This is a genomic window from Ilumatobacter sp., from assembly GCF_046290335.1.
Classification (GTDB): domain Bacteria; phylum Actinomycetota; class Acidimicrobiia; order Acidimicrobiales; family Ilumatobacteraceae; genus Ilumatobacter_A.
Genome location: NZ_JBKAGH010000003.1, coordinates 165,752 through 187,277 on the forward strand (window position 1 = coordinate 165,752; position 21,526 = coordinate 187,277).

The following is a 21,526-nucleotide window of genomic DNA, read 5'->3' on the forward strand; positions in this document are numbered from 1 at the left end:
GCGGTTGCGCGGCGATCGTCAGAGGCCGGCCGATCGATCGGCGACGAAGGCTTCCAGGTGCTCGACCGAGAACCGGACACATCGTCCGATGCGGATCGGGGTGAGTTCGTCGCTCCAGATCAGTTGGTAGATCGATGATCGACTGAGCGAGAGCATTTCGGCGGCCTGGACGACGCTCACGAGGAGGGGCCGTGCGCATCCGATCCGGTCCTCGGTGGCTGGCTCGACGTTCGGGAGTGTTGTGCTCATATCGGTGTAAGGGCGGCGAGCCGGACGAAGGGGGACATCGGCACACCGTCTCGTACCGAACACGATCGTGTAGAGCGTCGTGTCTGGCCTCGTGCTCGTCGAGGACGCCGGTCCGCGGGTTGAGACATCAGCCGGAGCACGGACGGGTTGACCCTTCGCCGAGCGGGCCGAGCCGTACTCGGAGCTCGAAGAACGTCGTTGCAGTGAGCCCGTGCGATGTCCCGCTTCTCGGCAGCCGGTGCCTTTACCTCGGTGGTGGGAGAGTCATCGCAAACAACCGGCTGTGTCGGTCGAGACGCGGTCGCCGAGCTTCCGGCGTGTCATGGCACCGCTGTCAGGTCGGCGCTTGCACGCCGTTCGGCTGCCTCGTTGAGCGTGTCGGTCTCCCTCTCCGACGGCCCGGCCGGCGCGGCGTCGTGGTCGCTGGTCTCTCGTGCCAGTGCTTGTCGCCCGCCCGTCGGCCGCCGGGGTCGTCGCTGTTGTGGCGCCGGCCTCCTGGCGCCGTCGTCGTTGCGCGTCTTCGCTCCGGCGCGTCGCGGCCCGGGTTGCCGGTTGGCGGTCGTTGGGTGGGCTCGCCCGCCAGGCCGGGCCGCCCGCAGGGTCGGTGTGGGAGAGCAGTTCAGACATTTGCACCAAGGTGATCGTGCGCGGGTCGGGTCGTGTTGACGGTCGGCAAGGTCCTCCCCGGCAACGCCGACTACTACCAGTCGGCAGTCGTGGCCGGTGTGGAGGACTACTACGCAGGCGACGGTGACGCACCGGGTGTGTGGGTTGGTCGAGCCGACATGGTGGGTGCTGTCGCCGGTAGTCTGGCGACTGCCGTTGACTCCAAGCTGTTGCTCGAAGCGAAGTGCGCGCCCGACGGGACACGGCTCGGGAAGACGACGGTGTCGGAGCGGTCGGTGACGGCATTCGATCTGACGTTCTCGGCTCCGAAGTCGGTCAGTCTGCTCCACGCTCTGGGCGGACCCGTGGTGGCGGCTGCGGTCGACGCTGCGCAGACGGCTGCGGTGGAGCAGGCGATCGCATCGATCTCGTCTCGGATCGGCTACACCCGTACCGGCCATGCCGGTACATCAGTGGTGGATGCCGAGGGTGTGTTCGGTGTGCGGTATCGGCATCGCACGAGTCGGGCGTTGGATCCGCAACTGCATGACCATGTGTTGGTCTCGAATGCGGTTCGCACGGTGTCGGATGGTGTGTGGCGCACGCTCGACGCCCGCGGTTTGTATCGGAATGCGAAGGCGGCGGGTGTCGAGTTCCAGACGTTCCTCCGCTCGGAGCTGACTGCCCGGCTGGGTGTCGAGTTCGAGGAGGTCGACGCAAATGGTCAGGCCGACATCGTCGGCATCGATCGGGAGTTGCTGGAGGAGTTCTCGACTCGGGGCGTCGACATCGAGGCGGCGTTGGGGGAGTGGACGGCCGGGTTCCTGAAACGCGAGGGCCGCAACCCGACTCCGGCTGAGTTCGGCAAGGCGCACAAGACGATCACCTTGGCCACACGACCAGCCAAACCCGACGAGGCCGGTCTGGCGACGGCGACGTTGCGTGCCGGGTGGCGTGCACGGGCCGATTGGGTCGTCGATGTGGATCGTGTCCTCGATCGTGTCCTCGCACACCCTGTCTCACCTGGGGTGATCGTGCGTCCGAGCGTCGAGGTCGTGTTGGAAGCGGTGGAGACACGACATGGCGAGTGGTCCGAGGCGCAGCTGATCGAGCAGATCGCGATGCGCACGACCGGCCCCGATGCGCGCACGATCGCGGACACGATCGAATCGGTTCGTGCTGATGCGATGGGTTCGGCCGGTGTCGTGGACTTGTGCCCGGAGGCGGGACCGGGTGAGGTCGTTCGTGCGTCGGATGGTCGCTCGGTCGCCCTGGCGCCGTCGGCGGTGCGGTACACGACCAGCGGTCATCTCCAGCGCGAGATTGATCTGGTCGAGTGGGCAACACGTCCGGCAATGGCAGGCCATCAGCGACGCGAGCCGAAAGGCGATGCGCTGGCGGGTCTCGATGCAAGCCAGGCCGAAGCAGTGACCGCAATGCTGGGCACGACGCGTCCGGTCGTGGCGGTGGTCGGTCCGGCGGGTGCGGGCAAGACACGGATGCTCGCCGCCGCTGTCGACTCATGGCGACAGGCTGGCGTCGAGGTGTTCGGGGTCGGGCCGTCGGCATCATCGGCGCAGCAACTCGCCGACGGGGCCGGAACGTCTGCGGACACGCTCCACAAACTCGTCCACGAACACCACACGAAATGGATCGAACGGCGCGAGTCGCCAGATCGGCGCTGGTGGTTGCCAGCGGGATCGGTCGTGATCATCGACGAAGCCGGAATGGTCGACACCCGACTCCTCCACACCTACGCACAGATGGCACAACGGAAGAACTGGCGCACCGTGCTCGTGGGCGATCATCGTCAGCTCGACTCGGTCGACGCCGGTGGCATGTTCGCCGAATTCGTCGAACACACCGACGTACTCACCGTCGAACTCGACACCCTCCACCGCTTCGAACACCAGTGGGAAGCCGACACCTCGTTGCTGCTTCGTGACGGCAAGAACTCAGCAGTCGATGCCTACGAGGGTCATGACCGCGTCCACGGGTACGCCGACGAGCACACGGCGATTGACGCAGTCATCGACGCCGCGTTCGTTGGCAACGTCGGGGGTCGCGATGTGCTCGTGATGGCGCCGACCAACCGGGTCGTCGAGCAGATCAACGAGGCGATGACTGAACGGCTCCTCGCTGCCGACCAGCTCGACCCGGTCGACGCGATCGACATCGGAGGCTGCAGATTCTTCGTTGGTCAGCCGGTCGCGACCCGAGCGAACGACCGCCGGCTCACCCACGGGCCCGATGAGAGGGAGTGGGTGCGCAACGGCGACCGTTGGACCGTCCTCGCCGGCACGAGCGATGAGCTGTATCTGCGGCATCGAGAGATGGGCGATCATCAGGCTCTGCCAGCCGAGTACGTCGAGGCAGGACACCTGAGTGTCGACTATGCGTCCACGATCAACCGGGCGCAGGGTGCGACCGTCGATGAGGCTCACGTGATCGTCGACGAGCGCACCAACTCCAAGCAGTTGTACGTCGCCATGACGCGCGGCCGCGACGCGAACCACGTCCATGCGGCGCCGCCGGCGGTCGACCTCGAGCAACACGGGCCGACTGACACCGCCGAGCAATGGACACCGACGGACGCCGTGACGCGAGCACTTCGACGACACCCCGACCAGCTGAGCGCACTCGGGCGTCGCCGACAACTCAGAGAGGACGCCCATGAGCGTTCCGAGCAGCACGACAGTCCCGCGGTCGCGCAACCCCCGGATCATGCCGCCGCCGCGGCCATGCGACGACTCCAACATCCGTCGCGCCGACCCTCTCAAGGCCTGGGACGATGACCTCCACCGAGCCCGCAGAACACTGTCGGCGTCGGCGTGCCGGTCAGGCGATGTCGATGCCGTGCTTGGCGGCCAACTCAGCGAGCATCGATTCGAGCGGGATGTCCGCACGGTGTGCGGACGCTCGGACGATGGCCACAGCGGCGTGCAGGGCGTAGGTCCAGTACTGCTCGATCCAGTACGTGACCTCGTCGAGCGAGTCGGGTTCGAGACCGCCATGCACCGCGTACGCAGTCAGGATCGCGTACTGGATCCGCCGATGTTCCTTGCCCCGAAGGACGACCTCGGGCAGATACGTCGACAACAGCTCCCGGTACACGACACCGGGTTCGCGCTCAACGCCAGCGACAGCGAGGGCATCGGCGGCGAGTCCCATGAACACTTCGCCCGGGAACGTGTCGTGCCGCACATGCAGATCAGCGATGTCCGCGACCAGCTGGTTCGCATCATCACCACGCCCGAGCCCCACAAGGAACCGACGCAGAGCCTCGACGCGATCCCCGTCGCTCGGCCTTCCCATCCGAACACAGTACGCCAGCGGCGATCGAGCACTTCTCCGTCCACCGACCGAGCACGATATGGCGCACCCGGCCGAGCGCGGACGTGAGGATATGTGGGTAATCCTCGCCGCTTTCAGTGGTGGTGAGGGACTCTGGGTGACTGCCCCGCCGGGGTGTCGAAGTTCGGCGTTGATCTGAGCGGGTCGAATCTCAGCGGCCGGTCTCAGTTCGCACCAAGTCGTTGCCGTAGCCATGTGCGAGCGATGTCGCCTTGAGCGGCTTGGAACTGGCGCACCGTCGGCAACCCCGGTGGCGACGCAAGGAGCGACATCCGAGTGAAGTACCCGGCAATCGATGCCAAGAACACATCGACCGCTGCGGGCGCTGCAGCGCTGCCAACAGCGCTCCGTCTCAGCGCTTCCTCCGGCTCGGGTCCTCCGTCGAGACGCAACGACGGCAACATCGCGACGAGGTCGAGCCAACCCGCTCCGATGCACGCATTGGGCCAGTCGACAACAACGTCATCATCATCGGTCGCGCCGAGCACGATGTTGTCGATCCGCAGATCGAAATGAACGACATGGTCGCCCTCGACCACGCTCGCGAAGTCCGATTCAAGCGAGGCGAGATCGCCGAGGTGCGCCGACGTCCAAGAATCGAGCCCCGCAACGGGTTCGTCGATTACGTGCCGCCAATGACCCGCCAGGTCCGCGTGAACAACTGCCGCCGGTTCCAGCGCATCGCGTCCGACTCCACGCCCTCGTTCGGCAAGACGGTCGGCAACCCGCAGAACGCGCGAGACGTCGGTCCCGCTCAGGGGTGCAGTAGGCATCGTGCCGTCGATCCACGTGGTCACGATCGCGACCCAGTCCCCGTCATCGACGACGCCGATCAGTTGAGGGGCAGGAAGCTCGGGTGGCAGCACGGCCAACACCTCGGCTTCTCTGCGATGCACCGCCGGGCTGATCGGGTTGAGCGCCTTCCCGGCGGCCTTGACGAAGACGACGCGGCCGTCGTCGAGATCGCAACGAGCCGCCGGACCGGGAGAGAAACCGCCATCGATGTTGCGAGCGGCCACGATGCTCGCCCCCAGGAGGTGTTCGACTTCGGCTCGGATGTGGACGGGCACATCGACCCATTCGCATCGAACACCGCTTCGTCCCACGGCCCCATCCCAGCACAGCCGATCATCACTCTCGCAGCCAGAATCAAACCGACTCGTGCCCGTACCGTCGACGCGATCACTGCCGAACTCCACTTCGCAGCGCCGCTGGCTGCCGCACAATCAGGAGCGGGTGGCCGAGCGGATACGTGCCGATAGCGAGCGGGGCTCGCGCTCTCGACACACCGGCGATCTGAGCGAACGGCCCGGTTTGCCTGATCAGGTCGGGCGGGCTGTCACCCATCCCAACTCCGACGAGATGCGCACGCCGACGTTGCGGCCCTCATCGCGCATCGGGGCGATGACCTCGCGTAGCGCCTCACAGAAGTTGTCGTAGCCAACCGCATCGATTGCGGGGACCGAGGGACCGGCGGCGGCCATCGCCCGAACTGCGGTGTCGACGTCGGGCCACTCGTTGACCACCTCGACAGTCCCCTGGTCGAGCAGTTCGAAGCCGGCTTCGCTGAGCATGTCTGCCATCACGTTGCTGGTCTCGCCGAGCTCCATGGTCGCTGCTTGGTGGCTTTGTGGTGAGTGCTGGATGACGGTGATGAAGTACGGCATGAGGCCCATGCGTTGGTGCGCGCCCCAATACGTCAACCCGAGCAGTCCGTCGTCAGTGAGCGCAGTGCGCACCTGATCGAGCGCGTCGTCGCATCGATTCCAGATGCCGTTGAAGCTCGTCACCACGTCGAAGGACCCCGCATCGAACGGCAGTGCGAACATGTCGCCGACGCGGAAGTCGCCGTCGGGTGTCCGGGCCCGCGCAATGTCGATCAAGTCTTCAGAGGCGTCAAGCCCGCTGACGCTCGCCCCGCGACGATGGGCGATGTTGGCCGCGAAGCCCGATCCGCAGGCGACATCGAGATAGCGACTGCCTACGCCGACGCCCAACTGGTCGAACACCAGTTGATTGGCTGGGAGCGCGTACGGCTCGAACAGGTACGCCCATTCCTGGGCTCGTGCGCCCCAGCCGCGGCCGGCCTCGATCCACTTGTCCCGGTGCGCCGCATCGGTCGGGAGGGTCGTCGTTGTCTCGGTCATCAGTGGCTCCTTAGAAAGCACGATCGGTCGTGCTATATCATCAAAGTACGACCGATCGTGCTAACTTGTCAAGCGATGAATGACGTTGCAGCCTCTGCCGAACGCCGGACCCGCGCCGACGGCGACCGGACGAAGCGGCTGATCCTCGATGCGGCGGTACGCCTGGCCACCGTCGAAGGGCTCGATGGGCTGAGCATCGGCACACTCGCCCACGCCACTCAACTCAGCAAGAGCGGCGTCTATGCGCATTTCGACTCGAAAGCCGCGCTGCAGCTCGCCACAATCGACAGTGCCCGCGCCCTGTTCATCGACGTGGTCGTCGCGCCCGTCCTGGAGTTCGTTGGGCTCGACCGTCTCCGGGCCCTGTGCGAATCGTTCTTGACCTACGTCGAGAACCGGACCCTGCCGGGCGGTTGCTTTTTCGCGGCCGCAGCTGCGGAACTCGGAGGCCGGCCCGGTCCGCTGCGTGAACGCGTCGCAGCAAACCAGAAGGACTGGGTCGGCCTGCTCACCGCAGCGGCGAACGAGGCTGTTGCCCGCAATGAGGTGCGCAGTGACACCGATGTGGCGACGCTCGTGTTCGAGCTCAACGCATTGGTGATCGCGGCAAACACCGCGTTCATCCTCCACGACGACCCCACTGTCCTCACCCAGGCCCGAACCGCCATCGAACGAGTGATCTTCGCCGCGACTCCCGTATGACCAGGGAGCCTTGCCAGAGACTGGCGTCAAGAGGCCTGCCGAATCGATCGCTCAGAGCCTCCACCGCAGAAGCGACAGTGCTGCGCGACCCCAGTCCCGGTGCGCGATATTCGCGGCGGCTCCACAGTCTTCGCCCGCGCAGAGCCGGCAGCGGAGAGCGCCTTCCGCCCGGTCGCGTGTCAGGTTGCTGGACCGCGAGTCTACGAGCGGGTGCGACCGATCGGACGTGCCGATCTCGGACGGTCCCACGGGCCCGTCGGGAGATGTAGATATTGGCGAGTCGGCGGCGGTAGAGGGCGGCTGTCGCTCTGATCCGAGGCCGCGTGCAGCTCAGTGGTGCGCTGGTCTCGTGTGCGATGATGGTCGCGTTGTACGAGTGTCGTACGAGCCAGACACTCCTCGCCGGAAAACCAGCCTGGGTCAGGCCGTCGGTGTTGCCTGATCTCCTTCGTCACTCAGTGGACCAGCAGCGACGCCCTCCGCCGCCCGCGCAAGATAGTCGAGCGCTGCGTCCCGGTCGGGCGCGGCGTCGAGGCCACGGGTCACCATTTCGCCCAACCATTTCGATGTGTCCATCGACGTCGCCGTCGCTCCGGCCATCCCACCGCCTCGCAGCGCCGGACCGACGTAGGAATCCACCGGAACGTCGAGTTCGAGACGCTCGGTTCGTGGGAGTCGGCACACTTCGTCGTCACAGGCCTGATAGGCCACGTCGAGTTCGATCGTGACCCGGTCCGGGCTGTCAGATCGCACGAGGCTGGCAATCTCGTCGGTCGCCCAGACCGGAATCTCGAAGTCGACGCGACCACTCCACACCTGGAGCTGACCGACACCGGGCAGTTCGAATGGTTGCGTCGGCGGTTTCTCGACCGGCAGGCTGCGCAGGCCGTCGGGGCCGACGAGCGTGAACGACGTCGCAACCATGCCGGTGGGGACCGGTTCGTCGTAGACGTGGAGCCCCTCGGGAAGGTCGAAGCGGACGACGAGTCGCCGCATCGTTCCACCTCGGATCACTCCTCCGCCACCGTGGTAGGTCATCGACAGTTCGATGCCGGATTGGTCCGACATCGTCGTGGCCGGGTCCTCCGAGCGAAGCAGGATCTCGCCGAGGGCGGCATCGATCAGGCCCTCGGCGCTCTCGCGTTGGGCCACGGAGCGGTGGAATGCCTTCGCCGTGACGACACCGTCTTCGTCCACGAGATAGGTGCCGGGGAACGGGATGCCGTGGTAGGGCACCTGTTCCTCGGTCACGTGGTGGTTGAGGATGCCGAACTCACGAATGACCTGTGACCCCTGGTCGGCGAGCAAGGGGTAGGTGATGTCGTGATGCTCGGCGAAGTCCTCGAGGGCGCCGAGTTCGTCGTAGGAGATGGCATAGATCTTGATGCCTGCCTCGGCGAACTTAGGAAGTGCTGCTTGCAACTCGACCAGTTGCGTCATGCACGGTGGTCACCACACCGCCGACCGGAAGAACACCACCGCGGCCTTGCTGCGGTCGCGATCGCTGTGGAACGAGATCGTTCTGCCCGACGCGGCCGGCAGAGTGAAATCGGGAAGCCGCGCGCCGATCGCTGGACCGGTTGGCGCATCGTGGTCGAGCGGTTGGCGGATTCCGTGGCTGGTCGGAACCACACCGATCAGACCGAATTCGTCGGCGTACTCAGGAAATTGCTCGAGTGTCATGTGGTTGTCCCTGCTGGTGAGTGAACGGCTGGTGAGTGAACGGCTGGATGTGGCCCGGCGGTCAGTTGATCGCGTACGGCCGGTTGTCGGCGGGTCGGGCGGCGGCAACGAGGTCGGGAACACTCGTCGCCTGATCGACGTGGTCGGCGAAGTAGCGCAGCACGCCGGCGCGTTCGAGGATCGCATCGAGCTCAGGAGTACGGGCCGCGACATATCGAGCGAGCATCACCCCCCGTGCGGTATCGAGGAAGGGCGTCGAGGCGATGTCGGCGGTGATCCCGTCGGCCAGTTCGACGGAGGCCGAACCCTCGACCGTCGCCTGCGCGACCCACGGCAGGTAGTGCCGGCCGGCCTGGGCGATCACGGCGATCAGTGAGTCCGGCAGCGCCTCGCTCTGCAGCCACGGCCCGAAGCTCTGCCGGTGCGGCAGCAGCAGCCGATAGGTGTGCGCAACGACTCCCGGCCCGTGCTCGTCGGCCAGGTCGCGGCAATACGGATCAGCGATGAAGTGAGCGGCGTTCGCACCGAACACGGCGAAGTCCGCGATGCACGGCCGCTCGCCGAGCAGGTACCCCGACGAACCTAAGTGGGACTCGAGCGCCTGCATCCAGGGGACGAGCACCTCGCTCATCCACGCGTCCATGTTGTCGTCGTTGACACCGAGCTTGGCGAGGCTGCCCTGCATCGTCTCCACGACCTGCTCGCGAAGGAATGCAGCAGGGACCGGCATCCCGGACGACAGCTCTTCAGTCGTCTGCCATCCGGCGGTGATCGTGTTCGCCGGGTAGCTCCAGCGGCTCCCCACGGCCGGGCGGTAGAACCACTCGTCGGAGAAGTCATCGAGCAGGTACGCCAAGAACCGAAGCGTCGGGTCTGCGGGCAGGACCGAGGCGTCGTCGGGTGCCGAGTTCTCCAGGTGTTCGATGATCGAGGTCGAATCCCAGAGGAACTCCCCCGCCGGGCTCGTCACCACCGGGATCCCCCCGTTCCAACCTGCCTCGGTTGCGGCCGGATGGTTGTTGATTCCGGGCTCGAGGAGCCAGGGCCGCTGGGTGTAGTCGAGGTACCCCGTGATCTTCCGAGTGAAGTACGAGCGGGTCAGGCCGTAGACGAGGTACTGGTCCATGCCCCGATTGTGGTGATCGACCGGGCACAAGTCGAGGGCGCGCTGAAAGCATGTAAAACGAATCGGCTCAAAGGGGATGACAGAGGGAGCCGTCGTCCTTACCGTGCGCACTGCGGGGCCCGAGCCTCGATCCACTTCTGCGAGAGGAAACAGCGCACCATGAAACCCGAGATCAACATCCTCACCTTCCCCCAGCCCGGGAGTGCGGGTGCCGTCGCCAAGATGTTCGAAGATGCCGGCTGGGACGGCTTGTACATGGCCGACACGCAGAACCTCGCTGCCGACGTTCATGTGTCGCTCGCACTCGCTGCCGCGTCGACCGATCGGATGACGCTCGCGACCGGGGTCACCAACCCGGTCACCCGTCACCCCGCGGTCACGGCATCATCGATCGCAGCGGTCCACGCGGCATCGAGGGGTCGCGCTGTCCTCGGCATCGGGCGCGGTGACTCGTCGCTGGGGTACCTCGGGCGGAAGCCGGCGAAGGTCGCCGACTTCGAGGCCTACGTGACACGGGTGCGTGGGTACCTGCACGGCGAGGAGGTGGACCTGGGCGACGCCACGAGCCGCAACATGTGGATCGCGGAGCAGGATCTGCCGCCGGTTCCCATCGACATCGCAGCCACCGGCCCGAAGGTGACGGCGATCGCCGCCCGGCTCGCCGATCGGGTCACGTTCGCCGTCGGCGCCGACCCGGCCCGCCTCCGAGACGCCATCACCCTGGTCCGCAAGGAACGAGAGGCGGCCGGACTCGACCCGAGCAGCATCTCCGTCGGCGCCTACGTCAACGCGGTCGCACACCCCGACGCCGACGTGGCTCGCGAACTCGCTCGCGGGAGCACGGCGACGTTCGCCCACTTCTCCGGTATGGACGGCGCACCGACTGCGTCCTCCTCCGACGCGGCGGTGTACGAGTCGCTCGGCGCCGACTACGACATGGCCGGCCACGCCTCCGCCGGGTCGGCACACGCAGCCGCGTTGCCCGACGAGTTCATCGACCGTTTCGCCGTGGCCGGATCATCCGAACACTGCGTGGAGCGCCTGTCCGAACTGATCGAAGCCGGCGCTGATCGGCTCGTGCTCGTGCCTGGATCGCGCGATGCGGATCGGAACGAACTCGTTGCGAGCATGGCGCGACTCGCCTCCGACGTCCTCCCCGAACTCCGATGACAGAACAGGATTCTGAAGTGACCGACACACTCCTCCTCGACTCGCTCCGGCGCCGCATGGCAGCCATGCATACCCTCTGGTACGACGCCGTCGACACCATGGGCCCGGAGCACGTGAACCACTTCGAGCGCGACGGCGTTGTTCCGATCGCGTTCTCGCTCTTCCACTACCCGAACATGCAAGACGTGACGTTCGGCCTGCTCGCCGGTGTTGAGCCCACGTGGAACGACGACTGGCAATCCAGGGTGCAGATGGCCGTCGACGATCACGGCAAGGAACGTGGCGTCGACGAGATGATCCACCAACGCGTGGGCGACTACGAGGCCTTCAAGGAGTACATGCGAACCGTGTTTCAACGGACGGAGACGTGGCTGGGTGATCTCGATCGCGCCGAACTCCACCGAGTCGTCGTTCCGCGGCCGTTTCCGCCGATGGTGCAGAACACGTTCAGCGCCCGCGTCGCCGGGGAGGCCGGGGTCACCGTTCTGGACGCCATCGAGTGCTGGTGGTACCAGCACGGGATGCGGCACATGGGAGAGATCGAACTCGCTCGCGGCCTCGTGGGCCTCGGCGGCATGACGTCCTGACGCGTCGCTCCAGGCGTCACGACATGAGGAGGTCGACCACCAGCACGCGCAACTGAACGTCAGCTCCTCTGACGGCGGAGACGATCGCGCCGGGGCCACCGGGCACCACGGCCTCGACGTCGACCATGTTCGAGATCCCCTCGATCACGGCACGGACCTGCGCGTCGTCGAGCAGACCGTCGAGCACCGCCGACGGACGCGAACCAGACGATGCCGCCGACACGGCATCGTCGAACGAACTGCTGGATTCGAGCATCGATCCGTCCGGTGCGATCAGCGCGTGTGCCCGATCGGATGACCGGAGGCGAACGTCGCGTGCGACCTCCGCCAGGTCAGTACCGGCCGCGAGCTGCGATGCGACTCGCTCGTTCAGCTCCGCGTTCGATCGCCACGCACGCCCGAACACCACGGCCCGACGATGGCTCGTCGCACACAGCTCGGCCGCTTCTCGCAACAGGTCGGTCTCCTCGTCGCTGAACGGCGCGTAGGACAGCGACTTCACCGCCAGCAGACCGCCGACGTACTCGCCGGCCACGAACATGGGAGCGACTGCGGCCGCCAAGACCGGAACCCCGCGTCCGACGAAGCGGCCCTCTTCACCGAACAGCTCGCGCATCGTGTCTCTGGGCATATGATGCGCGACGTGGACCTCGGCGGAGCGCTCGGCCGCCCACCAGTGAGGGGTGTCGCGAGGGAAGCTGCCGGCCGCGGCCACAGCGCCGACCACCGATGCACGGATCTCCGGCGAGACCGCGAACGAGGAGACCGGCAACAGCTCGCGACCGGCACCGTCGAGCAGGCGCAGGACGGCCGCGTCTCCGACGATGCTGCCTGCGAGGACCGTTGCTGCATCGAAACACGGTTGTGCGGTCATTCGAGTCTGACGGGACAGCACACGGATCTCCGACAATGCTGCTCCGGTCGTAGCGGCTGCCTCGGGGACGGTCTCGCTCGCCGGCCCGAGCGGCACCGATGCCAGGCTGGCCCGCTGACTCAAGAACTGCTCGATCGCTGCCTCGCTGACCTCGTAGCGATTGCCGATCTTCACCGCGGCGAGCTGACCGTCACGAACCCACCGATACGCGGTCTGGTAGTGGACGGAAAGGCGATGCGCGGCTTGCTTGAGGTTCAACGAAGTGCCGCCTTGCGTCTCGCTGGACACACGACGAGCGATAGCCGGACTGCGAGAAGGGCCACCTCGCCTCGCGCGGCAATCACTGTGACTTCCCGTGAAAGCTGTCCAAGACCACTCAAGGCTCCAGACTACGACGCGGGCCTCAACGGGCAGCGACCAACGTCCTCTCATGCAAACTGACGGCCTCGGGGGTTCAGACTCTGATTTGCGCCCGACGGACCACAAGACTCAACGTCACACCCGCATCGGCCCCCGCCCGCCCGATATCTCCCGCCGAGGTACAGAACCGAGCCGCACATAGCCGGCAATATGTGGGTAATCGGGCGCTCGATATTCGCGGTCGACGGAGCGATGCTGTCGGCGACCACCGTTGAGTAAAACGGGAGCCATCAGACGGCGGTTAGTCTCACGGTTACTCTCAAACGGACGAATGTTTGGCTCTGCAGGTCCTCTACCAGGTGCGATTCAGAACCGAGCGGATTCCCGTCCACCTCCGCTGATGCATCCACGGGCCACGGTCGCCTGCGGAAACGAGTTCGCGATCGTGACATGCTCCGGTCATGTCTCGATGCTCGGTTGCTCGAGTCGCCAGGATCGCTTCTCGTGCGCTGGTCGTCGGGTTGGCGGCATGCGGAGGGTCGGCGGGCGAAGCCGAGCCGACCGAGATCGACGACTCGACCGAGCCCGCGGCCGAGTCGACCGAGCCGGCGAGTGCCGCGAGTTCCGACGCTCCGTTCGAGGCGACGACGTCTGGCTGGCAGAACGATCGCGTCGAGATCGTGACGGCCGGGATGGAGACCCAGAGCGGTGAGCCGGCCATTCCCGAGGTCGTGCTGGTCGGCGCTTCGTCGTCGGGTTTCGTCGCTGCCGGTGTGTATGCGGGCGCGCTCGCCATCTGGGGTTCGGATGACTTCCTGGAATTCACGCCGCTGTACAACGAGGTGTGTTGCGAGCGCTCCGTGTATCCGACAGCGATCGCGGACTTCGAGGGGACACTGCTGGTGGGCGGCAATGGGCGTGACGGCGTGTCCGAACGGCCCTTCGGTGCCGTGCTGCGCTCTGACGACGCAGGCGCGACGTGGGTCGATGCGGAACTTCCGGCGTTCGCGTCGCAAGCGGATCGTGTCGATGCCGTACTGGTCGTCGGCGACAGCGTCATCGTCCAACTGGTCGACGAGGACGCCGACGTCGGCTTCGAGTCGAAGGTGTTCCGGACGTCGGATCTGGTGGAGTGGGAAGAGATCGAGTTCCCCGGCAGCGAGCCGGCAGCGTGGCCGGGCCTGGTGGCGGACGAGTCGTCGATCTTCGCAATGGTGTACGTCGAGGATCCGTCGGGCGGTGCGGGTTCGGTGGCGGTGTGGTCGTCGAGCGACGGCGGACGAACCTTCGAGCAGCGTCCACCGATTCCGGACATCGCAGGAGACCGACTCGTGGTCGACGGCGCCTTGGTGGTGCTTCCGTCGCGCTCTGGTCTCGAGCCGCGTGACGCCGAACCGCGGGGATTCGACGTCCTCGCGGCGGGAGCCGACTGGGTGTCGACCGAGCCCGACGTCGGCCAGTTCGGTGACGGCGGCTCGGAACACGCAGCGTTCGCGAGCGCCGCGGACGGCTCGACGTACGTCGTGTTGGGCCGAGAGCTTCGCGCCAGCGCGCACCACTGCTACGACGAGGCGGCGACCTGCCAACAGCTCGAGATGGTGCTGGCCGCTGCGACCGAACCCGCGGCGTGGTTCGACGTGGATGGCCTCGATCTCCCCCTGTACTGGGGGCAGCCGGGCCTGGTCGCAGCGGACGATGGGTCGATCGTGCTCTGGACGGCGGTGCAGGACGAGGGAGCGCTCGATACGTACCGGTGGTCGTCGCCGCAGCCTCCCGACCTCGTCGATCCTCCGAGCTACTCGCCCCCGTCGAGGCCGCTCGAGTTGTTCGATCCGAGCGACTCGCTCGTCGTCGGCGATGAGTTCCGCTACGTCTTGCCGACCGGCTTCTGTGGCGGCATGTACATCAACGACTCGCTCTGGGAACCCGAGACCGCACTGCCGGACCCGCTGCCGCCGCACTGGCCGTACCGGCCCGAGCGGCCCGAGCGGCCCGGAACCTCCGACGGGCCCGACGGCTACCTCTTCGGTCGAATCGAGATGACCGCCACCGACACGATCCGCTTCTCCATCGAAGGTGTCGGCGTCGTCGCGACCTACCGCCCGAGCCCTCCCGCAGAAGTGCAATGCGGTTGACCCTCGCTCGGTGAGTTCCCTCCCGGGCGACTCCGCACGAGAAATCATCTGCAAGGATGTTGTGAAAACGAACACAGGTTCGCTATGTATGAGCTCATGCTCGCCGGATACGTCGATCAACTGGTGGAGTTCGACTCGGCCGGGTTGGATGCCGAGTTCCGGCGGTTGGAGTTGCTGCGTCGGGAGACCGACGCTCGACTCGCCGCGGTGACGGCGTTGATCGATCAGCGTCAGGCCGACGTCGCGGACGGCCACCGTGGCGTCTTCAACTACGTGCGCGGTACCGCCGAGGTGTCACGTGGAGAGGCGACGCGACGCTGCCGGTTGGCGCGACTCGTCGACTCGGTCGACGGTGTGGGTGAGGCGTTGATGTCGGGCGCGCTCGGCGTGGCGCAGGCCGACGAACTCGCCCGGTTGCGGGCGAATCAGCGGTGCGGTCACCGCATCGCGGAGTTCGCAGGTCATCTGTTGGAGGCGGGAGCGACGTTGGCGTTCGACGAGCGTGAAGCCGTGGCGTCTCGTCGTGATGCGACGCTGACCGAGGTGGACGGCACGGTGCATCTGGCGGCGCGTGGTGGCGACCCGGTCCGGACCGCGGAGATGATCGAGGTGTTCCGTCGCTTCGTCGACCGCGAGTTCGAGCGTGACGTCGCGCGACGGGCCGCCGAGCACGGCGACGACGCTGCGACCCAACCCTTGGCGCGAGACGCTCGGCAGCGCCGCTTCGATGCGCTCCACGAGATCTTCGTGCACGCGGCGATGGCGTTGGCGGGTGAGGGAAAGCGTCCGGAGCCGTTGGTCACGATCCTCGGCGACGTCGAGACCTTCACGCGAACGCTTCGGGGCGCCGGCTGGCTGCCCGATACCGGGCTGGACGGTCGGGACCTCGTCACCGACCTGTTGGTCGATGCCGACGACCTCGTCGGCCAGCGATGCGTCACCTCGACGGGGATCGCGGTGCACCCGCGAGATCTCCTGCAAGCTGCGTTGGCGGGGCAGGTCGGTCGAGTGGTGCTCGACGCGGCGTCGATCCCGATCGACTACGGGCGACAGCGCCGCTTGTTCACCGGTCCCGCTCGCAAGGCGGCGCAGTTGCTCGCGTCGTGGTGCGAGCATCCGGGCTGTGGGTTGTCGTCGGCGGTGTGCGAGATCGACCACATGGCCGAATGGGAACGCGATCATGGTCACACCGACCTCTGGAACGCGGCGGTGGGCTGCGGGAAACACAACCGGTTCAAACACGCCCGACGGCTCACCGTCCGACGTGGGCGGAACCGGCGGGCGTACGTGATACGACCCGACGGCACGGTCGTCCTTCCGGTCGGGCGCCCGCCCCCGGACTTTCTCGATCTCACCGATCCGACCGATCCGATCGGTGCCGCCCACCAGGCCTACCTCGAGCGCCGCGCCGCTGCTGACGACCCCGGAGAGCAATTGGTGCACATCCGGGTCCACATCGACGACATCGACACCTTCGTCATGCCCGACCTCTGCGCGGGCTGACGTGCGCCAGCTCGCGCTGCGTCGCGACATCACCCGTCGATGTCGGCGGCGACTCCTCGGGCGAGCGTGGTGAGGCGGCGCCGGTAGACCGCCACGCTCGGCTGGTCGAACTTGAAGCCCTTGGGTGAGAGTTCGAGCACGTCGGCCCATTCCGCTCGTCGAGCGCGCACGGCCTCGCTGCGTCCGGGGTGTGCCGTGGCGAGAAACGCAGCGAGCCCACGGCGAAGTCGTGCGACCACCCGTTGGATCTCTTCGGCGGTGTCGGCGGTCTTGGCGCTCATGATCTCCTCGGAGTGCTCGGAGGCCGCCATCTGCTCCCACAGGTCGCCTTCGAAACGCTGGAGGTAGCCGTCGAGGCGTTGCGCGGTCGTCCCGTCGTCGTCCAGCGCCTGGAGCGCGCGGTCGACGTGGTCGTCGAAGAGGGCCACGAAGGCCGACGCGAAGATGTCGCCCTTGTTGCGGAAGTACTGGTAGAGCGCAGGCCGGGACATGCCTGCGGCGTCGGCGATGTTGGCCATCGACGTCGCCGAGAACCCGCGCTCGGAGAACTGGGCGATCGCTGCAGCGTGGATGATGCGACGTTGCAGGTCGCCGCGTCGGCCGGGTCGATCATCGCTCGATTCGTCTGCCGTCATCCGACCAGCTTGACACATTCGGCCGAATATGTCAGTCTGCCCCCACTGACGAATTCGAACAGAATTGTCAGCTCCGTCCCCAAGCGCACGCAGGAGCCTCCCATGACTCGACTCGGCTACCAGATCCCGAACTTCACCTACCCTGGCGTGCCCGAGGGCGACATCTTCGCCAACGTCGTCGAACAGGCACAGGCTGCCGAGGCGGCCGGCTTCGACCGGGTCTTCGTGATGGATCACTTCTACCAACTGCCGGGGATCGGGGCGCCGGATGAGCCGATGTTCGAGTGCTACACGATGCTGTCGGCCTTGGCACAACACACCCGGAAGGTTCGTCTGTCCGCGCTGGTCACCGGCAACACCTACCGGAACCCTGCACTCCTCGCGAAGACGATCACCGCGCTCGACCACGTGTCCGGAGGGCGGGCGACGCTGGGGATCGGCGCCGGCTGGTTCGAGCTCGAGCACCAGTCTCTCGGCTTCGGGTTCGGCACCTTCACCGACCGCTTCGAGAAGCTCGAAGAGGCGTTGCAGATCATCATCCCGTTGCTCCGCGGCGAACGGGTCACCCTTGACGGCAAGCACTATCAGGTCACCGAAGCGTGCAACGTCCCGGCCCCGGTATCGAGCATCCCGATCATGATCGGCGGGTCGGGCGAGAAGAAGACTCTCCGCATGGTCGCCCAGTACGGCGACGAGTCGAACCTCGTCGGGACGCCGGCGCACGAGATGCCCCGCAAGCTCGATGCGCTTGCGGCCCACTGTGAACGTCTCGGGCGCAACCGCAGCGAGATCACGGTGACCGCGATGCAGATGGTCTGTGTCGCCCCGACGATGGAGGAGGCCGAAGCCGACCTCGCCGAACTCGCCGCCGTCAAGGGCTGGAGCGCCGAGATCGTCGAGATGGCCAAGGGGATCCTCGTGTTCGGCGATCCGGACACGGTCGGTGAACGACTCCAGGCGTGCATGGACGCCGGTATCGACGGCCTGACGCTCAACCTGCCCGCCAACGGCCACAAGACCGAGCGCATCGCACTGCTCGGCGAACTCGCACTCCCGATCACCGCGAACTGAGCCGCCGCGCCCGCCGAACCCTCAGCGGGCGGGCGGCGCGAAGTCGTGATCGCACAGGGGTGAGGCGATCTTCGACATCGCGTTGGCGAATGCGATGGTCTCGTCCGGGTCGAGGTGATCGAAGACGAGTCGGCGGACGTCCTCGACGTGGATTGGTGCGAGGCGTTCGAGGAAGGCGCGCCCGTCGGCGGTGAGCGTGGCGTGCTTGCTGCGCCGGTCGATCTCGTCGTCGCTGATCTCGACGTGGCCGCTCTCGATCATCGTCTTGAGGCGATGCGTGAGCCGGCTCGGCGAAAGGTTGGCAGCGTCGGCGAGGTCGGTGAGCCGCATGGTGTCGCCGGGCGCCGCCGACAACCCGACGAGGATCGAGTAGTGGACCCCGAGCAGGCCGTGCGCTTTGAGCGTCCGGTCGATCCGGGGAAGCCCGCGGTTGACGAAGGCGAGCAGTGCCCGCCACGCCTGTTGCTGGGTGTCGTCGAGCCAGCGAACGTCGTTCACGACGCCCACGGTATCAGTTGACGAATCAAGCATCGTCCTGTATGTTGACGAGTCAAACAATCACTTGCGATCACAACAGAAAGCTCTCACGATGAAACTCCTCGCCTTCGCCGCCTCGAACAGCCGTCAGTCCATCAACCGGCAACTGGTCGACTACTCCGTGCGCGTGCTCGCCGAGACACACGTCGACCTCGAGGTCGACACGATCGACCTGAACGACTACGAGATGCCGATCTACAGCATCGACCGCCAGAACGAATCGGGCATCCCGCCCCAGGCACACGACTTCTACGACAAGATCGGTGCGGCCGACGCCGTGCTGATCTCCTTCGCCGAGCACAACGGCTTCTACACCGCGGCCTACAAGAACCTGTTCGACTGGACGTCGCGCATCGACATGCGGGTGTATCGAGACAAGCCGGCCGTGCTGCTGTCGACCTCGATGGGCCCCGGTGGTGGGCGCAACGTGTTGGCCACGGCGGTCGCCTCGGGTCAGTTCTTCGGCTACGACGTGCTGGCGAGCCTGGCGATCCCGAGCTTCCCGGAGAACTTCGAGGTCGAGAGCCGGGCCTTGCGCAACACCGAACTCGACGAGGCGCTTCGTACGGCCCTGGCAACGCTCACCGTCGTGACGACCGACGCGGCACCGGCGAGCGCGTGAGTTCGAGCGACATGCACCTCGACATCGCACTCGACTGGATCGCGCAGCGCACGGTCGCCACCTTGATCACGATTCGCAGCGACGGCCGACCGCAGTCGTCCGACATCGCGTATCGGATCCACGACGGCCAGATCGTCATCTCGCTCACCGAGACGCGAGCGAAGACCCGCAACATCGCCGCCGATCCGAGGGTCGTGCTCCACCTGTCAGATCCCGGAGCGTGGTCGTACGTGTCGATCGACGGCATCGCCGAGTTGTCGGCGGTGACCACCAGGCCGGGCGACGCGACCAGCGACGCACTCGTCGAGTACTACGAGGGCGTGACCGGCGAGGCGCACCCCGACTGGGACGAGTACCGCCAAGCGATGGTCGCCGAGCGCCGGCTGCTCGCAACGATCACGCCGAACTCGGTGGTGGGACAGATCCGCTGACCGACCTGACGCGTTCGGTCTGCAGCAGTTCGCGAGCGGCATCGACGCCGTGCAGCGTGATGTCGTCGCGGCGCAGGGACGCAAAATGCTCGCGTGGCATCTCGAACTCGACGAGCACGTCGGGCTGCTCGCGACGCAGCATCCACCGTCGGCCCGTCTCGGTGTAGCCGAGCGAGGTGGTCACACCGATCGACGCCGCGTTGTCGTGCCACGCACTGGTGATCGCGCGGTCGGCGTCGAAGCCGTCGAACGCGAGGGCGAGCATCGCCAACCGCATCTCCTTGCCGAACCCCTGGCCTTGGAACTCGCGTCCCAGCCACGAGTCGGTCGTCGTTTGGCGCAGCCGAGCGAAGTCGGTACCGGAGAGCCCCGATGTGCCGATCGTGACATCGTCGACGACCACGGCGAACTCGATCGTCCATGCCGATGGCGTCGTCTGCGCGCGCCGGCGCCAGATGTACTGCATCGTGTTGTGACCGAGTTCGGGTGGCGCCACATCGCTCCAGGGAACCGAGAACGGCATCGTCGCCGTGTCGTGGATTCCGCCTGCCGCGAGCTCGGCGAGGTCGGTCGCCAACTCGTCGGTGACGTATCGCAGCGTGAGACGAGGCGTACGGACCTCGAGATCGAACAGCGGCCAGATCGGGTGTGCCATGCGCAACGATCACAGATCGCGACGGTCGACCCACGCCGGATTTCGGCGCCGAAGGGCGATCCCCAGCGCCTACCGTCGTGGCGATGAACGTCGCCCCGCAGGACCACGCCGACGAGCGCGAGCGCCAGCAGCGATGGTTCGCGCAACTCTGCGACGACCTGCATCGCAAGCACTCGGCCGACACCGACGGTCACGTCGCGACGTACATCCCCGAACTCGCGACTGTCGACCCCGACAGGTTCGCGATCGCCGCGGTGACCCTCGACGGGACGCGCGTCGCCGTGGGCGACGTGGAGCAGACGTTCACGATCCAGTCGATCTCCAAGCTGCTCGCGTACGGTCTCGCCCTGGAAGTCCACGGCCGCGACCGAGTGCTGGAACGGGTCGGCGTCGCCCCGACCGGCGATCGTTTCAATGCGATCGTGCTCGACGACGCGACGAACCGCGCGCCGAACCCGATGGTCAACGCCGGTGCGATCGCGATCGCCGACCTGCTCAGCGGCCCGGGTGTCGACGACCCGGTGGAGTCGATGCGAGCGATGTACGAGCGATATCTCGGACGCCGCCCCGAGATCGATCCCGACGTCTGGGCATCCGAGCGCGAGACCGGCAACCGCAACCGGGCGATCGCCTACCTGATGCTCAGCCGAGGCATCATCGGCCCGGACGTCGAGTCGACGCTCGATCTCTACTTCGCGCAGTGCTCGGTGCTCGTCGACGTCGTCGATCTCGCGACGATCGGCGCGATCATCGCCAACCACGGCGTGCATCCGGTGACCGGTGCGCAGGTCGTCGCGCGCGAAGTCACCCGCGACCTGCTCACGATCGCGCTCACGTGCGGGATGTACAACTACGCGGGGGAGTGGGCCTACTCGGTCGGCATCCCGGCCAAGAGCGGCGTGGGCGGTGGCATCGTCGGCATGCTGCCCGGGGCGGGTGGCCTCGCGGCGTTCTCGCCCCGCCTCGACCCGATCGGCAACAGCGTCAGAGGGCTGCGTGTGTTCGAGGAACTGTCCGCCGAGTTCGAGATGCACCTGTTCGACCCCGACCGCCCCTGGCATCGCACCCCCTGAGTGTGA

The 21,526-nt window shown here is 66.6% G+C and carries 21 protein-coding genes; 10 read left to right on the plus strand and 11 right to left on the minus strand.

The window, feature by feature from the left end:
* Nucleotides 1-18: 18 nt before the first annotated feature.
* Nucleotides 19-249: a helix-turn-helix domain-containing protein gene (locus ACE37B_RS13355; RefSeq protein ID WP_409923819.1), complete on the minus strand. Its 231-nt coding sequence runs from the start codon at nucleotides 247-249 to the stop codon at nucleotides 19-21.
* A gap of 659 nt (nucleotides 250-908) precedes the next feature.
* Here ACE37B_RS13355 and mobF point away from each other — a divergent pair.
* Nucleotides 909-3,650: a MobF family relaxase gene (mobF, locus tag ACE37B_RS13360; RefSeq protein ID WP_409923820.1), complete on the plus strand. Its 2,742-nt coding sequence runs from the start codon at nucleotides 909-911 to the stop codon at nucleotides 3,648-3,650.
* Nucleotides 3,651-3,693: 43 nt separating this feature from the next.
* Here mobF and ACE37B_RS13365 read toward each other — a convergent pair whose 3' ends face one another.
* The 3 genes from ACE37B_RS13365 to ACE37B_RS13375 form a co-directional block, all read right to left on the minus strand.
* A complete protein-coding gene (locus ACE37B_RS13365; RefSeq protein WP_409923821.1) occupies nucleotides 3,694-4,170 on the minus strand; it encodes a hypothetical protein in 477 nt (158 codons plus the stop codon).
* A 203-nt stretch (nucleotides 4,171-4,373) separates the two neighbouring features.
* The gene (locus ACE37B_RS13370) at nucleotides 4,374-5,315 is read right to left on the minus strand and encodes a phosphotransferase (protein ID WP_409923822.1); all 942 of its coding nucleotides are present in this window, start codon (nucleotides 5,313-5,315) and stop codon (nucleotides 4,374-4,376) included.
* A 216-nt stretch (nucleotides 5,316-5,531) separates the two neighbouring features.
* On the minus strand, nucleotides 5,532-6,356 hold the full coding sequence (locus ACE37B_RS13375; RefSeq protein WP_409923823.1) for a class I SAM-dependent methyltransferase: 825 nt from the start codon (nucleotides 6,354-6,356) through the stop codon (nucleotides 5,532-5,534).
* A 75-nt stretch (nucleotides 6,357-6,431) separates the two neighbouring features.
* Here ACE37B_RS13375 and ACE37B_RS13380 point away from each other — a divergent pair, with 75 nt between their 5' ends.
* Nucleotides 6,432-7,058, plus strand: coding sequence for a TetR/AcrR family transcriptional regulator (locus ACE37B_RS13380; RefSeq protein WP_409923824.1), 627 nt, complete (start codon nucleotides 6,432-6,434; stop codon nucleotides 7,056-7,058).
* 420 nt (nucleotides 7,059-7,478) lie between these two features.
* Here ACE37B_RS13380 and ACE37B_RS13385 read toward each other — a convergent pair whose 3' ends face one another.
* From ACE37B_RS13385 to ACE37B_RS13395, 3 genes are all read right to left on the minus strand, one after another.
* Nucleotides 7,479-8,498 carry a redoxin domain-containing protein gene (locus ACE37B_RS13385; RefSeq protein ID WP_409923825.1) on the minus strand — a complete coding sequence of 340 codons (1,020 nt, stop codon included), beginning with the start codon at nucleotides 8,496-8,498 and terminating at the stop codon, nucleotides 7,479-7,481.
* 9 nt (nucleotides 8,499-8,507) lie between these two features.
* Nucleotides 8,508-8,741 carry a hypothetical protein gene (locus tag ACE37B_RS13390; protein ID WP_409923826.1) on the minus strand — a complete coding sequence of 78 codons (234 nt, stop codon included), beginning with the start codon at nucleotides 8,739-8,741 and terminating at the stop codon, nucleotides 8,508-8,510.
* Nucleotides 8,742-8,802: 61 nt separating this feature from the next.
* Complete coding sequence (locus ACE37B_RS13395; RefSeq protein ID WP_409923827.1) at nucleotides 8,803-9,867, minus strand: glutathione S-transferase; 1,065 nt, start codon at nucleotides 9,865-9,867, stop codon at nucleotides 8,803-8,805.
* Between the two features lie 159 nt (nucleotides 9,868-10,026).
* On the opposite strand from ACE37B_RS13395, the gene ACE37B_RS13400 reads away from it, so the two are divergent.
* Together ACE37B_RS13400 and ACE37B_RS13405 are read left to right on the plus strand one after the other, a co-directional pair.
* Nucleotides 10,027-11,037: an LLM class flavin-dependent oxidoreductase gene (locus ACE37B_RS13400; RefSeq protein ID WP_409923828.1), complete on the plus strand. Its 1,011-nt coding sequence runs from the start codon at nucleotides 10,027-10,029 to the stop codon at nucleotides 11,035-11,037.
* A 17-nt stretch (nucleotides 11,038-11,054) separates the two neighbouring features.
* Complete coding sequence (locus ACE37B_RS13405; protein WP_409923829.1) at nucleotides 11,055-11,624, plus strand: DinB family protein; 570 nt, start codon at nucleotides 11,055-11,057, stop codon at nucleotides 11,622-11,624.
* A 16-nt stretch (nucleotides 11,625-11,640) separates the two neighbouring features.
* Here the strand turns inward: ACE37B_RS13405 and ACE37B_RS13410 are convergent, their stop codons facing one another.
* Entirely contained in the window at nucleotides 11,641-12,786 is a 1,146-nt protein-coding gene (locus tag ACE37B_RS13410; RefSeq protein ID WP_409923830.1) for a helix-turn-helix domain-containing protein, read from the minus strand.
* Between the two features lie 533 nt (nucleotides 12,787-13,319).
* Here ACE37B_RS13410 and ACE37B_RS13415 point away from each other — a divergent pair.
* Together ACE37B_RS13415 and ACE37B_RS13420 are read left to right on the plus strand one after the other, a co-directional pair.
* Nucleotides 13,320-14,993 carry a WD40/YVTN/BNR-like repeat-containing protein gene (locus ACE37B_RS13415; RefSeq protein ID WP_409923831.1) on the plus strand — a complete coding sequence of 558 codons (1,674 nt, stop codon included), beginning with the start codon at nucleotides 13,320-13,322 and terminating at the stop codon, nucleotides 14,991-14,993.
* An 84-nt stretch (nucleotides 14,994-15,077) separates the two neighbouring features.
* Nucleotides 15,078-16,496: an HNH endonuclease gene (locus ACE37B_RS13420; RefSeq protein WP_409923832.1), complete on the plus strand. Its 1,419-nt coding sequence runs from the start codon at nucleotides 15,078-15,080 to the stop codon at nucleotides 16,494-16,496.
* Between the two features lie 29 nt (nucleotides 16,497-16,525).
* Here ACE37B_RS13420 and ACE37B_RS13425 read toward each other — a convergent pair whose 3' ends face one another.
* Entirely contained in the window at nucleotides 16,526-17,131 is a 606-nt protein-coding gene (locus ACE37B_RS13425; protein WP_409923833.1) for a TetR/AcrR family transcriptional regulator, read from the minus strand.
* 102 nt (nucleotides 17,132-17,233) lie between these two features.
* On the opposite strand from ACE37B_RS13425, the gene ACE37B_RS13430 reads away from it, so the two are divergent.
* Nucleotides 17,234-18,202, plus strand: coding sequence for an LLM class F420-dependent oxidoreductase (locus ACE37B_RS13430; protein ID WP_409923834.1), 969 nt, complete (start codon nucleotides 17,234-17,236; stop codon nucleotides 18,200-18,202).
* A gap of 21 nt (nucleotides 18,203-18,223) precedes the next feature.
* On the opposite strand, the gene ACE37B_RS13435 is transcribed toward ACE37B_RS13430, so the two are convergent.
* A complete protein-coding gene (locus tag ACE37B_RS13435; RefSeq protein WP_409923835.1) occupies nucleotides 18,224-18,700 on the minus strand; it encodes a MarR family winged helix-turn-helix transcriptional regulator in 477 nt (158 codons plus the stop codon).
* Nucleotides 18,701-18,791: 91 nt separating this feature from the next.
* Between ACE37B_RS13435 and ACE37B_RS13440 the strand changes: the two genes are divergently transcribed.
* On the plus strand, nucleotides 18,792-19,361 hold the full coding sequence (locus tag ACE37B_RS13440) for an NADPH-dependent FMN reductase (RefSeq protein WP_409923836.1): 570 nt from the start codon (nucleotides 18,792-18,794) through the stop codon (nucleotides 19,359-19,361).
* Nucleotides 19,358-19,792 (plus strand): PPOX class F420-dependent oxidoreductase, encoded by a 435-nt coding sequence (locus ACE37B_RS13445; RefSeq protein WP_409923837.1) that lies wholly within the window; start codon nucleotides 19,358-19,360, stop codon nucleotides 19,790-19,792. The genes ACE37B_RS13440 and ACE37B_RS13445 overlap by 4 nt, the downstream gene beginning before the upstream one ends.
* Here ACE37B_RS13445 and ACE37B_RS13450 read toward each other — a convergent pair.
* Entirely contained in the window at nucleotides 19,758-20,447 is a 690-nt protein-coding gene (locus ACE37B_RS13450) for a GNAT family N-acetyltransferase (RefSeq protein WP_409923838.1), read from the minus strand. The genes ACE37B_RS13445 and ACE37B_RS13450 overlap by 35 nt on opposite strands.
* Before the next feature lie 83 nt (nucleotides 20,448-20,530).
* Here ACE37B_RS13450 and glsA point away from each other — a divergent pair, with 83 nt between their 5' ends.
* The gene (gene glsA / locus ACE37B_RS13455) at nucleotides 20,531-21,520 is read left to right on the plus strand and encodes a glutaminase A (protein WP_409923839.1); all 990 of its coding nucleotides are present in this window, start codon (nucleotides 20,531-20,533) and stop codon (nucleotides 21,518-21,520) included.
* Nucleotides 21,521-21,526: the final 6 nt, after the last annotated feature.